General features: G+C 56.2%; 13 protein-coding genes and 1 pseudogene. 2 read left to right on the top strand and 12 right to left on the bottom strand.

The window, feature by feature from the left end:
• Positions 1-82: 82 nt before the first annotated feature.
• From ABDK06_RS10525 to ABDK06_RS10480, 10 genes and pseudogenes are all read right to left on the bottom strand, one after another.
• Complete coding sequence (locus ABDK06_RS10525; protein ID WP_394940978.1) at positions 83-1,282, bottom strand: scabin-related ADP-ribosyltransferase; 1,200 nt, start codon at positions 1,280-1,282, stop codon at positions 83-85.
• A gap of 80 nt (positions 1,283-1,362) precedes the next feature.
• Positions 1,363-1,514: pseudogene (locus ABDK06_RS10520) on the bottom strand (IS3 family transposase); the annotation flags it as partial.
• Between the two features lie 52 nt (positions 1,515-1,566).
• Entirely contained in the window at positions 1,567-2,739 is a 1,173-nt protein-coding gene (locus ABDK06_RS10515; protein WP_394940977.1) for a S1 family peptidase, read from the bottom strand.
• A gap of 102 nt (positions 2,740-2,841) precedes the next feature.
• Positions 2,842-3,525 (bottom strand): alpha/beta fold hydrolase, encoded by a 684-nt coding sequence (locus tag ABDK06_RS10510; protein WP_394940976.1) that lies wholly within the window; start codon positions 3,523-3,525, stop codon positions 2,842-2,844.
• A 192-nt stretch (positions 3,526-3,717) separates the two neighbouring features.
• Positions 3,718-5,610: a GH39 family glycosyl hydrolase gene (locus tag ABDK06_RS10505; RefSeq protein WP_394940975.1), complete on the bottom strand. Its 1,893-nt coding sequence runs from the start codon at positions 5,608-5,610 to the stop codon at positions 3,718-3,720.
• An 80-nt stretch (positions 5,611-5,690) separates the two neighbouring features.
• Positions 5,691-5,978 carry a hypothetical protein gene (locus ABDK06_RS10500; RefSeq protein ID WP_394940974.1) on the bottom strand — a complete coding sequence of 96 codons (288 nt, stop codon included), beginning with the start codon at positions 5,976-5,978 and terminating at the stop codon, positions 5,691-5,693.
• 40 nt (positions 5,979-6,018) lie between these two features.
• Positions 6,019-6,657: an NADPH-dependent F420 reductase gene (locus ABDK06_RS10495; protein ID WP_394940973.1), complete on the bottom strand. Its 639-nt coding sequence runs from the start codon at positions 6,655-6,657 to the stop codon at positions 6,019-6,021.
• A 72-nt stretch (positions 6,658-6,729) separates the two neighbouring features.
• Positions 6,730-7,719, bottom strand: coding sequence for an amidohydrolase family protein (locus ABDK06_RS10490; protein WP_394940972.1), 990 nt, complete (start codon positions 7,717-7,719; stop codon positions 6,730-6,732).
• A gap of 39 nt (positions 7,720-7,758) precedes the next feature.
• Positions 7,759-9,219 carry an aldehyde dehydrogenase family protein gene (locus ABDK06_RS10485; RefSeq protein WP_394940971.1) on the bottom strand — a complete coding sequence of 487 codons (1,461 nt, stop codon included), beginning with the start codon at positions 9,217-9,219 and terminating at the stop codon, positions 7,759-7,761.
• A gap of 230 nt (positions 9,220-9,449) precedes the next feature.
• A complete protein-coding gene (locus ABDK06_RS10480) occupies positions 9,450-12,152 on the bottom strand; it encodes a helix-turn-helix transcriptional regulator (RefSeq protein WP_394940970.1) in 2,703 nt (900 codons plus the stop codon).
• 181 nt (positions 12,153-12,333) lie between these two features.
• Here ABDK06_RS10480 and ABDK06_RS10475 point away from each other — a divergent pair, with 181 nt between their 5' ends.
• Together ABDK06_RS10475 and ABDK06_RS10470 are read left to right on the top strand one after the other, a co-directional pair.
• The gene (locus tag ABDK06_RS10475) at positions 12,334-13,842 is read left to right on the top strand and encodes a GMC family oxidoreductase (RefSeq protein ID WP_394940969.1); all 1,509 of its coding nucleotides are present in this window, start codon (positions 12,334-12,336) and stop codon (positions 13,840-13,842) included.
• Positions 13,843-13,924: 82 nt separating this feature from the next.
• Positions 13,925-14,824, top strand: coding sequence for a catalase (locus ABDK06_RS10470; protein ID WP_394940968.1), 900 nt, complete (start codon positions 13,925-13,927; stop codon positions 14,822-14,824).
• A 19-nt stretch (positions 14,825-14,843) separates the two neighbouring features.
• Here the strand turns inward: ABDK06_RS10470 and msrB are convergent, their stop codons facing one another.
• Both msrB and ABDK06_RS10460 read right to left on the bottom strand, forming a co-directional pair.
• A complete protein-coding gene (msrB, locus tag ABDK06_RS10465) occupies positions 14,844-15,290 on the bottom strand; it encodes a peptide-methionine (R)-S-oxide reductase MsrB (protein WP_394940967.1) in 447 nt (148 codons plus the stop codon).
• Positions 15,291-15,304: 14 nt separating this feature from the next.
• A complete protein-coding gene (locus ABDK06_RS10460) occupies positions 15,305-15,796 on the bottom strand; it encodes a hypothetical protein (RefSeq protein WP_394940966.1) in 492 nt (163 codons plus the stop codon).
• Positions 15,797-15,939 lie beyond the last annotated feature (143 nt).

The following is a 15,939-nucleotide window of genomic DNA, read 5'->3' as shown; positions in this document are numbered from 1 at the left end:
AGCCCATCGAGCAGGATCAATGAATCCAGTTAGAATCAGCGGTTATTTCTTATCCGATATTTTTGTTAAAACGCGGATGATGCTACCAGGCCTGAATCGACCAAACCGCCCAATCGTTGTTATCAACTGATCCTCCTTGAGCGAACACATAACCGTACATCACCGCCCAATAAAGCGTATTCGCGGTGAGAACCAGATGATTTCCGTCAGAGAGCTTCAGCTGCCCGTTGGCTGCAATCTCCAAGACCGCTGAGTCCGCATTGCAGGAGTTCAGGGTGATTTTGCTCCCCGGCATATTGTTTAAGCATTGGGAGTCCTGGCGAAGAGTGAATTTGATGCTCTGCGCTGAGGTGGATTTGATGTTCAGTTTCCAGATATCAGAATATCCGTGATACTTCTCCCTGGAACATTTGGTGGCCCAGGCGCCAACTTCCGTAGTGTCAACCGGCGCATACAGGCAGACCTGCCCACCCCAGGTAGAAGCGGAGCCTCCTCCCCAGGCGAGCAGCTTGACATCCTTTTGATCCAGTTTGCTGATGGCCTCCAGCGTTGGAGGCAGGTTCTTTGCTGGCGCCTGTTTATCGACCCCGGAGCAGACGCCGTCGAACTGCGGTACCGTCTGCGAATCGAGAGACCGTGGACTGCGGCAATTCAGTGAACACAGGGACTTCACTCCTTGGACAATCGCTGAACAGATGCCGCCGCTCGGTGTTGTCTGGTTGAAGGGATGTGCTTGAGCTTGAGTGTACTGAGGATTAGGTGTCCAGGCGGTGGGCTGAGAGTTTCCCCTGGTGAACGTATAAGCGCCGACGATGAGATTCCCCGGGATGGACGTGCCGACGGCGAACTCCTGGTTATATCTCACCGCGCCATCATTGGGAAAGATGTCAGGGATAAAGTGACCGTTCAAATTGACCGGCGCAATGACATACAGGTAACCGGTCTGGGCCTGCGCATCCGATCTTCCGTAGACGTAGCTGGTCGCAGCGGTTTCGCTCACACTCGTGGAGACGTAGCCGCTTCCTCCTCGGAAGCTGAGGTGCGCTAGCAGGTCTGGATTAGTGCCTTGAGGGATAAAACCAGTTGAAAACGTCGAACTAGGAGCACTGCTGTCTCCTCGGAAGAGAAATTTTTGTGGATTTTCTGGGGGCGCTTTGGAGACCGCCGCATCTGAGCTGACCACGGGGTATTTGGGGTCAGATAGCGCGAGGGCTTCGGATGTCGTGCTTGCAACAAGCAAGAGTGATACCAGGAAGACCAGAGCTATTCTTGTTTTTTTCATGATTTTCCAGTCGTTGAGGGTTCGGTTCGGTGTGTGAATTCTGTGCATCTAGTGGACAACGCGATGTTGCATCCATGCTCTTTGAGCACCCGGCAGATCGGCTCGATCCCATATAGGTGAGGATAGGTATCAATGAAAGCCGCTACCACGGCAGTCGCGGGTCGAGCTGCCGCGCGAAGAAACTCGATGCCGCGAGCAGAATCTGGTTTGCCCGCTGCAACTCACGATTCTCCGCTTAGCTCAACTGTCAACTAAACCTCTCGACAATCCCTTGATACGTCCGGTTAGAGGTTTTTGTCGTTACCGGTAGATGACATGGTTTTGTATCCTGTAGGGGCCCCGGGGACTTGGATCTGAGGTATATCGCATCTGGCCCACGTCGCTGGCAGCAAGAGAGCTTTCCTGTTCGCGGGGATGGAGATTTTTCCGTCGGGGTTATCTTTTTTATTCCCGAAAAATGCTGAGTAGACGAGTTCAGGGGATCCTCCGGTAATCCCAATTTTCCAGTTTTCGGGGACCTCACCGTTAGCTAACCTGCATTCTAACGGTGTTGATAACGACTGATCTGCGGTAACGGTGGTGACCGGAATCCGCGAGTTCACCGTGGCCGGGATCAGGTCAAAAAGATGCGGGTCTAAAATCATCTGCTTATACCGCACCACATCTTGAAACGCCTGAACGGGGTTTGATCGGTCGGCACAATAAGTCTTCTTCATAGTATTAGTAGCCCAAGAAGTCACCGCGACGACGTGGCCTTTCGCATCAACTAACGGGCTTCCAGAATCACCAGAACAGACCGAATCTTCACTCCCAACTCGTTCCGGTTCGAAACACTCCGTCCCCTCAGCAACCCCTCCCGGCACATTTTGCGAGATTTTCGCCGAACAACTAGTCGAATCGATATTGCGAAGCTTCACCGTCTTGAGAGGGTCACTGAGTTCAGATGAGTCGTTGGTTGTTGCCCCGTGTCCGAATCCTTGATAAATCCCGCCTACTTTTATCGGAGTATCACTGATCTGCGCTACAGCAGCACCCTCTACCGGGCGTTCTAACCGAAGAACTGCCATATCGCCTCGAACAGTCCCGTAAATGTCATCAAAAAGCTTGTAATCAGGTAATTGAACAACACCCGTAACACCGTAAGGATGTTGTTTCGCCCAAGATTTCAGTTCAGGAATACTGCCATCTCCCACAGCAACATAATTCAGATCAATATCTTCCCCCAGCTCATCAATGCAGTGCGCAGCAGTGAGCACCCTATCCGGAGCAACTAACACGCCACCACACGAATAACCACCTTGGCTTTCAAGTTGGAAGAGGCCAACAAAAGACGGTATCTGCCCCCGCACCGCCAGATCACCACCACTTATCGCTTGAGCAGGAGAAGTAAAAACAAAACAAACACCTATCATAAATACAGAAACAAAAAATAACACTAATCTTCGCAAAGATTTCATTGAAGATAACTCCAATATTTTCTAGACGTTTCAAATAATAATAACGGGGTCTCTCTCGTTAGGGCCCTGGACTCCGCCTGCTGGCGGAGTCCTAAGAGACAGCTATCCGGAGACTGAATTAGCGGCTTCAATGATGACCTCGGTGACTTCTGCGGGTTTCATGATCAGCGAGCCATGCGGGGCATCGACCGAGGAAATGGTGGCGTTCATTCGTTCGGCCATCATCTTTTGCCCAGCCGGTGGGATCAGCGTGTCTTTCTCGGCAATTTGATACCAGACTGGTGTGGACTTCCAAGCCGGCTCTCCGGACTTATCCGTGAGGCACTGTACCGCGGTGGGTTTCTGCGTTGCGGCGAAGACCGCGGCGGCAGCCGGATCATATCCCGGGACGAACCCGGCGGCAAAGCTGTCTCTGGGCAGGATCAGGAACCCGTTTTTATCAGGAGCCTGATCTCCGGCCGTGGATCCGAAACTGTTCAGTAAGAATCTAGGGCTCTCACCCAGATCCGGAGCCATTGCTGTGATGTATACCAGGGCAGCCACTTGATCGTTCTGGACGGCGGCATTGGTGATAACCATCCCGCCATAGGAATGGCCTACCAGGACTGTTGGTCCGTTCTGTGCCTCGATGGTGCGCCGGGTCGTCGCCACATCATCGGCTAGTGAGGTCAGTGGATTCTGCACGGCGGTCACGTAATAATCTTCGGCTTGCAGCTTACGGATGACTTCTGACCACATGGAGCCATCGGCCCAGGCGCCATGGACTAGAACGATATTCGGTTTCATGATGTCCTCATTTCAAGGGGGTATTATTAGGGTATTGATTGAATTATGGGTTAGAAACTCTCAATGAGCTAATCTATTTGACCTTCCCAGGGGGTTCAACCCTCAATCGATTTTTATGAATCAGATAAATGGAGGCTATTCGAGATATTTAGTAAAGATATTAATAATTATAAAAATAAATACATATAACGCCTATTTTAAGAGCTGTATAGTTATTAATACGCTATAGGGACTGGAAAATTTATCATCAAAAAAATTTATGGTTCTGTCTTTTCCGATGGGAATAGCTTTATGGACTACTACTTCCTCGCCGTCAAGCGAATTTAATTGACCACCCGATTTGATGTTTTTCGCTATTACCGTACTCTTAGAGTATCCCGAGGGGATCGAATCAACTATTACGTTGTACCCTTTTCCAGAAGATGAAAAATCCAGTTTACTAGAAGTTAGTTCGCCGGTTTGTGCATAAGGGCCCGGAGGAACGTCTGATCCGTAGTAGTTATCGGCTTTCAATCCACTTCCATCAACTCCACCATAATATATGCTGGGTAAGCTATTGGCGGGGGTATTGCTATCAATATAATGCTGTGGGGTTTTAGTAGTTCCGGGTGGAAGTTTATCTTTGTTTTTATCTCCAACAAGATTGGTATTCGGCTCGAAGTTGGTGATGAGAATTGAAATTACATCGCCTTTTTCGTTGATGGCCGCGGTGGTGATGATGCCTGTTTTTGTGGTATCAGTTTTTAAGACAATTGATTTCTTGCGTTGCAGAACGAAAGAGTTGTACAACCAGAACGCCTGGGCAGCGTAAGTCGCAAATCTCTTTTTTCCGGGCGAAACTTCTGAATCGTCTCCGAATAGCCCAAACTCTGCACCATCGGCTCTGTAATAATAGGCCTTATCAACTCCGGCCTGTTCAGCGCAAATCAGAAAACCTATAATAAATGCTGAATTGTAAAGACTTTGATTTTTGACATTGTTCTCTGCGCTGCCGTAAGCGGTGAGGTTCCATTCGCTAACATAGGTTTTCGCGTTTTTGAAGCCGTTGTTATCCAGGGCTTTTCTGACGTAACCTTGGACGTCCTTGATGCTCCTTGGGTCTGCCGTGCTGTCGGCATAAAAATGATAGCTAAAAAAGTCCAGAGGAATTTTTTTACTATTAAGTTCTTTTAAGAAACTGTCTACATAGCTATTGTTCCCGAAAGCGTTTGCTGCACCGCACCCACCGACGTGGACATTTGGTGCAATATTTTTGATTCCTTTTGCGACGGCCGAATAGAATTCATAATAGCTTTGTGCAGTTCTTTCGATGTCATTTTTCCCGGGGACAGACCAGAAAAGTCCTAGGTCTGGCTCATTCCATATTTCGTACTCGGTAATAGGGGCAGGTAGTTTAGCGCCGGAGGTCTTCCAGTCGACGGAATAGCGCCGAACCACCGCCTGGACTAGCTCGACGTACTTGTCGATATTTTTTGGAATAGCACGTCCTCCGTCCAACAATCTTCCGATTCGGAAAAGAATATTCGGAGCTTGTTTCGAGGAGTTTTTATAGTAAGGATTATTTAATGTATCTCTTAGATATCTATCCGTTGGCTCCCAGTTGAATCTGGGATTTGAGTCTTTACCTTCAAGATACCTAGCTGCATTGAGCACAATTACTCTTTTATTAAAGAATTCTTGTGCAAATTTCTTCAGCTCTTCCTTCTTTTCGTCTGGTGCGTTATTGGTTATTTGGTTAGGGGGTTGATCATTTGGGTTGTACCAGCTGTCAATATCAGCAACCCCAAACCAATCGTGGGCCCGAAGGTCAGCGATGCCGAGCTGCGCGAACTGGTCCTGCAGATCTGGTAGCCCCGGGGCCAGGGAGACCGAGGATCCGTTGGCCTGGTTGAGAAATTTGTTCTCTCCAATCGAGAGATTTTCCACTCCCTTATTGGACGCAGTAGTAGGTATTGCGGAAAAATTTATCTGTAAAGGTCCTGCCGCTGAAGCTATGGTCGGATTCATCACGGAAGTGACGCCTGTAGCGGTTATTGCGATTGCCGTTCCTGATGCTGTTATAAAGGATCTCCGGTTGATTTCCATGATCTTCTCGTTTCATCAGAGTTCGTCGTGAAGTTTTCAGTGAAGGAATAACTGCTTATTGCGCTGTTGGGTGCGACGCTTTATTTCAGCTTTCCGTAGAGTGCCCAGGCCTCCTTCTGACCGTCCCTTACTTCCAGCACACAGATCCACTTGGTGAAGGAATGGGAGCTTCCGTATGCTTTGCACTCGGACTCTTGCGGGAAGAGGGTTCTGAAATCTTCGTTCGTATAACCACTCGGAGGAGCTGGATTCGCGGAGGCGGCAGCCGGAGAGATCAGCGTTGCCGCGCCGAGGGAAACCAATCCTAAGAGGACGATTGCAGTTTTCTTCATGATGTTGCCTTTCAGTTCTGTTTTCGGGTTATTCAAGTGGATGAGGTTTTTCCGTGGCGTTCGCAGCCGGAGCAGCCTAGATCGCGGCTAGGGCTTCCTGCCGGTTGACCGTCTTGCCCAGCGCGCCGAACTCGTGCAGATCACCGAAGACCTCGATTCTGCTCGACTGATCGATGCCACCGACTCTGATCGGATCCAAGCCAGCTGCCATGAGTAGCTGCTCTGCCTTTTCACTGGAGGGTTCGTCGTCCGCAGCATAGAACCCGACGATCTTTTGCTCGTGCTTCGTCGTTGCCGCGGCAAGCGTAGGAGCCGCGAGGGTTCCGAAAGCTTTGACGAGCGAGGCATCGGCGGGCAGGAAGGATTGCAGGATCTGTCCGGCGGATTCGGTGTCACCGATGGTCTTGATGAAGCCGTCGCCGTCGTCTAAAGCAATGGCATTAGAAGGGTCGATGATGAGCTTGCCGTGGAGCTGCTCACGATACTTCGTGAGCAGCTCCTTCGAGACATCGAACCAGACCGCAAGAATGATGGTGTCGGCTCGGTCGAAGGCGTCTTCAACGGAGACCGTGGTGGCCTTTCCGCCCAGTCTCGAAGCCAGTTCCTCGGCAGAGGACTGATTCGCGCTGGCCAGCAGAACCTTCTCGCCGCCCGCAACCAGGCCACGCGCGATGCTGCTGCCGATGTTTCCCGTTCCGATGATTGCTGTGGTCATGTTTTTTCACCTTAATTTGAGTATCAATGTTCATCCCGGGTCTCTTCTTCGAAGCAGAGACCCGGCAGTTGTCTAATCCAGGGCAAAGAGCTTTTCGCTGTTGAGCCGTCCGATCTTTTCTCGATCAGCCTCTGCCAACAGGGCCTGGTCGAACCACTCAGCAGCTTCTTGCATGTCTTCGTAGGGGTAGTCCACCGAGAAAAGAACCCGATCGGTTCCCAGTTCGCTGAGGGTGTTGTGCAGCCCTTTGGTGTGGAAATGGCCGCTCGTGGTGATGTAGAAGTTCTGCCGAAAGTATTCGCTGGGGGAGCGCTGCGCAGCACCCAAGCCAACTCCGGCGTGCTGTTTATGCAGTCGGTGCTCCAGCCGGGGCAGCATCAAAGGCAGCCCTTCACCGAGATGGCCCAGGATGATCTGGACGCCGGGGTGCTGATCGAAAAGACCGCTGAGCATCAACCTGATGGCATGGGTCGCTGTTTCGTGAGCGAAGCCCCAGGCGGAACCCACCAACGATTCATATCCGCGGTAGATGTACTGCTGGGAGGCCAGCGGCTCTCGTGGGTGCAGGTACACCGGGACGCCGACGTCGGAAACGGCTTCCCAGAACGGCTGATTCTCCGGCTCGTCCAGGTAGCGTGCTTCGCCTCCCGGCAGATCCGTATAGCCGTTGATCAGCGCGCCCAGAGCTCCCGCTGCGACCGAGCGTCTGAGCTCTTCGGCCGCAGCTTCAGGGTCTTGCAGGGGCAGCGCGGCGAACCACTTCAGCCGATCGGGATGGCTCCCCGCATATCGGGTAGCCAAGAACTCATTGTTCTCCCGGGCCGCATCGATAGCCTGAGCCGGATCGAGGATCGACTGTATCCCTGGAGAGGTCAACGATAACAAGCTGAGCCTGATGCCGGCCTCGTCCATCGCCCGGATCCGATCTTCCACATCGAGCAGGCGCTGTTCGACGTCCTTCATATACTCGACGCCGTTCCTGCTCGCCTCGCCGGTCGAATCCCAGGAGGAGTTGTTCAGCGGTGTGGAAACGTGTTCTTCGAGTGCGATCTTGTTGTCCATGGAGCCTCCGCTCTGTGGAGTTGGTATTAGTCGGTGTTGTTATGAGGTAGCGGACGTCGCAGGCCCTACCGGATGCACATAGTGCTTGATCTCCTGGAATTCCTCGAGCGCGCGTACTCCGTTGAGCCGACCCACACCGGATTGCTTGAACCCGCCCTCTTCGAACTCGTCATGGATGACAGCCCAGGTGTTGGTCCAGATGGTGCCAGCCTTGATCTCGCGCCCCACCCGCCTCGGCAGATCGACATCTCGGGTCCAGATACCTGCCGCCAAGCCATACTCGGTGGCATTGGCCCGTTCAATCGCTTCTTCTTCGGTACCGAAGACCTCGAAAGTCGCCACCGGGCCGAAGATCTCACGCTGCACAAGATCACTCGAGGTGTCTTCCACCTCAAGCAGGCTAGGCAGAATATAGGCGCCCCGCTGAAGCGCAGGGTCCTTCGGAATGCCGCCGCGGCGCAACGGGGTGGCATAGCGGGAAGCGTCTTCAATGGCCCGGTCGATGCGCTCTGCGTTGGCTCGATCGATCACCGGACCCATATCGCTCGAAGGATCGTCCCCCGGACCGATTTTCACCGCTTCCAGCGCCTCCACCAGCCGGGTCCGCAGAGCGCCGGCAATTCCGTCCTGAACCAGAATCCGGCTGCCGGTCATGCAGAACTGACCGGAGAAGGTGGTGATTGCCTTGACCAGAACCGGCACAGCCTGGTCCAGATCCGCGTCGTTGAAGACGATCATCGGGGTTTTCCCACCCAGCTCAAGCGACGCTGCTTTCAGGTGGGTGGCTGCTTGCTGCATGATGATCCGACCCACCTTCGTGCTGCCGGTGTAGCTGATCACTTCGACGCGGGGATCCGCGATGATCATCGGTGCGCCAACGTTCCCGGACTCGGTGAACATATTCATCACACCGGCGGGCAAGGACGTGGTCTCCGCCACGATTTCATACAGCAAACCGTTGACTTGCGCGATTTGTGCCGGCAGCTTCATCACGACGGTGCAGCCCGCCGCTAGCGCCGGGGCGAATGACCGTACCGAGAGCACCACCGGTGAATTCCACGGCGCGATAACCCCAGCCACCCCAGCGGCCTCGGTGAGTGTCGTCGAATACAGGTTGGCTTTGACCTCTGCTGCCCTGCCCGAGGAGGTGAGCGCCAAGGCGCCGTAATAACGCAGCTTGGGAATCGTCATATCGATCTCGAAAGCTGCCTCGCTCAGGATCTTCCCGTTCTCCCGAGAGAGCATCAGGATGAGTTCATCGCGACGTGCTTCCATACGATCAGCCATTTCAAAGAGTGCCCGACAGCGCAGATGCCGGTCACGGCTCCACTCCGTATTGCGGAATGCCTCGCTGGCTGCTTCAATCGCGGCATCGGTTTCGGTGGCCCCGGCATCGGCGAAAGTACCCAGGACTTCGCCCGTCGCCGGGGAGGTGGATTGCCCTTTGGCGTCGCTGTCGACCCATACTCCGGCGATGTAGTTTCTGGCGTGCGGACTCATGATCTTCTCCATCCTGGCGCGGTTCTGCTCAACCGAATCGTCGTTGTATGTTCAGCCAACACTGCTCGGGAAGGGCGTGCATCGGTCATCGAATCGGCTACTCGGGTATTTCTCCGGTATGCGCTGAGCCTGTGGCGGAGCCCGGTAGAGATCGAGGGGGTGAATGTGATTCAGCTCACATCGAGCCATGGGATGAGACCCGCACATGGCGGGAGAACAGGGGGACGCCGCTAATCAGTCAGTTGAAGATCGCTCAACTCGGCACGGGAACTCAACCCGAGTTTACTGAAAACCGAGGAGAGATGATGCCCTACAGTCCGCGGGCTGATGAACAGCTGGGTGCCGATATCGCGATTGGTGTAGCCAGATGCGGCGAGTCTGGCCACCCGGAGTTCCTGAACGGTCAGCTCGTCGAAAGTCTTCTGCTGTTTCGGTCGCGAGATATTGCTGGCCAGCTCAAGACCTGATTCGGCGCGCTCGATCATCGGGTCCACTCCGAGGCTGGTGAAGACCTCTCGGGCGTGCGAGAAATAAGGTCGCGACTCCAGACGGCGGCGTTTCTTGCGCAGCCACTCGGCGAAGAGCAACTCGGTGCGGGCCTGCTCGAAACTGATTTCAGAACCGCTGAACAGCTCGAGGGCCTCCCGGAAGAGCTGTTCTGAACCCGCATCATCGGAATGCATTGCGACATACCTGAGATAAGCGGCTTGCGCCCAGGCAGCATCGCTGCGCAGCACCCATTGGCGCAGCAATTCGATCTGCACCTCAGCCTCTTCGTACTGCCTGGAGAGCAGAGCTGCCTCGGCGGCGTCGGGAGCTGCTAGCGCCGCGAAGACACTGGAGGTCTCCGTAGCGGAGATACTGCGGATGCGGGAGAGCGCCTCAAGGGCCGCGTGGGGTTGACCGGTGATCAGCAAGGCCGTTCCGCGGTGCCAGTGGGCGGCCGCTGCCAGTGCTATCGAGCCGGCGCGAGCGGCGATGTTCAGTGAGGTCTCGGTGAGCTTTCTGGTGGTAACGGCGTCCCCGCGAAGCGCTGCCAGCCAGGCCAGGCTGTTATGAGACTGCGCCGAGACGCTCTCCAGATGAGCAATATCGGCTATTTCGGAAGCCTCTGAAGCACAGGCTGCCGCTTCAGCCCAGCGACCGGTCAAAATGTTGGTGGTGGCCATTTGGCACAGCACGAAGGCGAGTTCCACGGTATTGCCGTATTGGCGCTCCTGGACGATCGCCTGCCGGTAGCGTTCCGCCGTCGATTCAGTTTGTCCCCAGGCTGCCGCGTAGGGTGCGGGCGGCAGCATCCAGGAGCTGCTGGTCGGCAGCATAGCGCAGCTTGAGTTGTGATTCACTTCCGGAAGCGGGCTTCCGGTGCGCCACGCTCGAAGGACCTCATCACTGCGAGACTCCACGGTGGGGTGCTCGGAGCCTTCTGCCTGGCCGCTCACTGACCCCGCCTCGGAGCTTCCCTGATGACTAGTACTCGGGTCAGTGAGCGCTGCGCTCCATTGCGCGCGTACCGCGAGCACCGACAAGATCTGTCCCATCGTGCCCTGCGGATCGAGCTGAGCATCGCGTTCAAAGAGCGCTGCTGCGCGTAAGCTCTCGCCGTCGGCGAATTCCATCAGCCCGGCCAGGCCGCCGCTGAAGAGGCTGCTCTTCGACCCGATAAAAGCTTCCGCTTCTTGCAGCAGCCGGGAAGCGGTCGAACGGTAGCCGGCGTCCCACTCATAGCGGGCCGCTCGGGCCAGGAAGCCTCCGACGTCCTCCTTTTTGCTGCTCAATCGTGAAGCGGTCAGCAGTGCACGGGCTGCTGAGTGGAAGCCGCCGCGTTGTCGCGCTCGTTCCCCGGTGGCGTCGAGCAGAGCCGCGATCTCGTCGTCTTGGCCCAAAGTGGCGGCGGCGAGCTGCCAGGCGCGGCGGTCCAGATCGTAGTCGGTGGACCAGATCTCAGCCCAGGCGCGATGGATCAGCCGTTTCTCTTCCAAGGGGCCCTGTTCATAAACGAGTTGCTGGACGAGTTTCTGGCGGAAGTAGATGCAGGCATTCCTGGATTCGATGATGCCCAGTTCGAAAGCCGGGTCGAGTGCCCACGATGGCTGCCCCAGTGCGGTCAGCACCCGCATGATTTCACCGACCTTGGCGCCTTCCTGGGCGGCGACGACGAGAAGCTGCTCCTGGGTGCGCTCGCCCAGAGGTTCGAGTTGAGCGGCGAAGGACTGCTGAAGCCGAGTTCCCATGGTGAATTGATGAGGGTCCAGATCCTGGCTCGGAATCAGGGTGAGCAGTCCGAGCGGGTTCCCCTCAGCGACGCCGAGCAGGATTTCACGCTGATCATCAGTCAGCTCACTTCGGGCCGATAACAGCAATTCATCGGCGGAGTCTTCAGCGAGCGCCTGCAGCTCCAGTGCGGGTAGCTCACAGATGCAGGGGGAGAGCGGATTGGTGCTGGTGAACAACAGCACTGCGGGTTCCCATTCGAGTCTGCGGGCGACGAAACTCAGGCAATCCAGGCTATCGGCGTCGAGCAGATGAGCGTCTTCGACAATCAGCACCACCGGCTGCTCTTTCGCTATCGTGCTGATCAAGCTCAGGACGCCAGCCCCCACCAGAAAACGGTCTGGGCGGCCCGTTGCCTGACCGAGAGCGGAACGAACGGCTTGGGCCTGGACCTCTTCGAGGGCATCCAGACGGTCCAGTGAGGGCCAGAGGAACTGATGGATGCCGGAATACGCCAGAAGAGATTCGGCGCGAGAGCCGGTGCATCTCAGAACGATTGATTCGTCCTCGGTCTCCAGCGCAGCGGTGACCAGGGCGGTTTTTCCGATTCCCGGATCACCTGAAATAACCAGAGCCGATCCTTGGCCGGTTCGTGCTTTGAAGAGTAATTCTCTGACGATTTCAAGCTCTTTAGCACGACCGAATAGCTCAAGGGGCATGCCATCCATCCTAAGACCAGGTTTCGAAAGGTTGTCACTTTAGGTCTCATGACCGATTGCACGACCGATGCGCGACCTTCTTCGGAAACATACGCTGCCAGCACCAGCAAAATTTTGGTTTGACCGCTGTTCGCGGCAGGTCATCGCAGGTCCGAGAAGGAATCTGAGAGGGAACACGCCTATGGATACCATCAAGAAACCGCAGAAAGTTCTGATTATCGGGGGTGGCTCGGCGGGGGCTGTTCTCGCGAATCGGCTCAGCGCCCGAGCCCGGCGGGAAGTGCTGCTGATTGAGGCGGGTCCGGCCTATTCCGCTCAGGAATTCCCGCCGCGCATTCTGGATTCGAACCTGCTCGGTGCTGATACCGGAAGCGATTGGGGCTTCCAGAGCGTTCCCGGTCGAGTCGGACATCCTGTGTCGCTATTCCGCGGCAAAAGCCTCGGTGGGAGTTCAGCGGTCAACGGCTCGGTGATGGTGCGGGCGCTTCCGTCTGACTTTGAGCGATGGGCGGAATCCGGGCTGACCGGTTGGTCCTGGGCGGAGGTGCTGCTGTTTTACAAGAAACTCGAAACCAGTAATCTCGGTGAATCAGAGTGGCACGGAGCGACCGGGCCGATGCCGGTAAACCAGCTTTCCCGGGAAGAGATCTCAGCGATGCAGCGGGCCTTCATCGACTCCGCGATGGCCGAAGGAATTCGAGTGACCGAGGATTTCAACGGGGGAGATCCGCAGGGCGTTGCACCGTACCCGATGAACATCGCTGAAGGGGTTCGGGTCAACACCGCGATGGCCTATCTCACCGATGAGGTGAGGTCTCGTGGGAATCTGAGCATTCTCGGCGATGCCCTGGTGGACCGCGTGCTCTTTGACGGGACCGTTGCCACTGGAGTCCGGCTTGCTGACGGCCGTGAATTCTTTGCCGATCAGGTGATACTTTCGGCCGGCAGCTATGGCACCGCCGCCATCCTGATGCGCTCCGGCATCGGGCCGGCGAACGAACTCTCTGCGCTGGGCCTTGAGGTGCTCGCTGATCTTCCGGTCGGCCGACGAGTCTATGATCACCCGATCTTCTACACCGCCTTTGCCGCGGTGCCCGAATCGCTGGGTGCCCAGGTCCCGGTGATCGGGGCCAAAGCCTGGGTGAAGAGTTCTCAAGCCGCTCCGGGCGAGCTCGATCTGCATCTGACCGCCACTCATTTGATCGACCCGAAGCTGAGCCCGACCGGGGCGGCTTTTGTGATCGCGGTAGCGCTGGTCCGGCCCAAATCCAGCGGCACCGTCACATTAGTTTCCACGGATCCCGCCGTCGCACCCCTGATCGACCTCAACTGGCTGGCCGAGGAAGAGGACCGACGTCGGCTCCTAGAAGGAATCCGGCTGGCCCAGCGGATCGGCGCTGGCGAGCCGCTTTCCCGGATGATTTCAGCGGAGATCTCCCCAGGCCCCGGTCACAGCGATGCTGAAGTGATTGAGACGGTGTTCGAGACCCTCGACACGTATCATCACCCGACCTCGAGTGCTCCGATGGGTCCGGCGAGCGATCCCTTCGCCGTGGTCGACAATAGTGGCGCGGTCCACGGAATTCAGGGACTGCGGGTGATCGACGCCTCGATTTTCCCCTCAGTCACCCAGGCTGCAACGAATCCCACGGTGATCATGGTGGCTGAGAAGATCGCGGAACAACTCTGAGCGGGTCGATCCGCAGGGTTCGCCGCGATTTTTCCTGTCCTGAGTGGGCACGCTGCTCAAGTTACGAACGAAAGCCACAGTGATGAAAACGATCAAGAATTGGCGACACTATCTGGAGCGGGCAGCGGGAAGTCTGCGGACGGACCCGCAGCAGGACCGGATCCTCCATGCCAAAGGAAGCTGGATAGCGGGAACCTTCAGTGCCAGTGAAACGGGCCTTCTGGTGGGCTTGCCTGAAAACGCCCCGGTCTTGGCCCGGTTCTCGGGCACTTTGGGAGGCTCAGCCGGTCACGATTCGCTCTCCGGAGATCAAGGGGTGCTGATCCGGATCGGCAACGAAGGAACAGCCTCAGAAATGGTTTTAGGGCTGTTCAGTATTCCGGTGTTCTTTGTGCGGACGGCCTCAGACATGCTTGACTTCTTAGCCGCCACCTCATCCGGGCAGAGTGAAGAGGCCCGGCAGGAGTCGATTGCCGGATTTCAGGCGCTCCATCCGGAAAGCGTTGAGGCGATGTCCTTCGGAGACCACAGACTTCCAGAGAGTTTTATGAGCAGGAACTACTACAGCGTTCATGCCTATCACGCGGTCATCAACGGGGTGGAAAGCCTGCATAGACTGGAATTGAAACCGACTGACGAATCGGTCACCGGTTTCTTCAGCCAGGATTTCCCGAGAGAAGAGCTCTCCGATGACTATCTGCACGAGCGGTTGCTCGCTCAATTGCCGGTTCGACTCAGTCTGATCTCCAGAGAACCTGGCCTCGGCGAAACCATCGATGTCACGCAGAACTGGGTCACGGGATCTCAACGGGTTTTAGGCACCGTCAGCTTGTCCGCGAAAGTGACAGCTCCCCAAGCGGAACCCGAGCTGAGCCGGACTGGACCATTCAAGGCTCCGCAGGACCAGCTGTTTCGGGAGCGCAACGAAATGTACCGAGCCGCCCGCGAACTGCGGAGCACGGCAGCGCAAACCCAGCCCTGAGGGCTTGGAAGTCCGCTGATTATTCCGCGGGAACCAGCTTCATCGAGACCGAGTTGATGCAATACCGCTGATCGGTGGGAGTGCCGTAGCCCTCGCCTTCGAAAACGTGTCCCAGATGCGAATCACAGGCGGCACAACGCACCTCCACGCGATCCATGCCCATGCTGCGATCGTGGATATAACGGACTCTTTCCTCAGCCAACGGGGCGAAGAAGGACGGCCAACCACAGTGCGAGTCGAACTTCTCATTGCTGCGGAAAAGCTCGGCCCCACAGGCCCGGCACTGGTAGATTCCGGCGGTGTGAGTATCGGTGTACTCGCCGACGAACGCTCGCTCCGTGCCAGCTTGGCGCAGCACGCGGTATTCCTCGGGGCTCAGTTCTGCCCGCCATTCCTCATCGGTCTTGACCACTGAGGGGGCATAGGAATTCTGGAAATAGCTGGTGTTTCCCACAGATTCGCTCATATCATCAATAACGTTTAGGAGTCACCAATAAATCCCGAACCGGCATAAAGATGCAGCACCGGCAACCCCAGTTTGTCCTGAGCGCGGGTGGCCCAGTCGGTGTGGAAGGTGTCCTCCAGGACATGGGGTTCGGTGATCACCACCGCTTGCCTGGCCGAGCTGGCCTGCACCTCGGCCACCAAACCGGCGACGGCGTCGCCCTCGATGACCTTACCGGTCACCGGAGCACCGGTTTCCTGCAGCGCTGCGATGCAGACTTCCAGGGTGCCTTCGGCTCGCAGCTTGGCTTGCTCCTTCGACTCCCGACCACCGAATTCCTTGAGCGCGGCGGGCAGGTCCAACAGACTCAGCTGGTCGATGACATCGACCAGAAGGTTTCGCCTGACGTCGTCCGGGACCAAGACGGTGAGCTCGGTCTGCTCATCGTCCGAGAAGAGGCCGCTGATGTTTTCTACGTCGATCTCGCCCAAGGGGGCTTCGGTCAGAATAATAATGGTGTCCGTCATGGTCTAAGCGTATCCCCACGTCCTCCCAAAACTCGTTCCTCGTTTCGGGTCCCTCGGACGTGTGGGCCCAGCCCGAGGGCCCCGGGATCAACCCCTCTATTTTTCCAGCCGTCCCATTGAGTGTTGCTGATGAGGCAGAAGTT

This window comes from Psychromicrobium ferritrahens (assembly GCF_043789415.1).
Taxonomy (GTDB): domain Bacteria; phylum Actinomycetota; class Actinomycetes; order Actinomycetales; family Micrococcaceae; genus Renibacterium.
The sequence above is the reverse complement of the archived record's forward strand: the minus strand, read 5'-3'. Positions and strand labels throughout refer to the sequence as shown.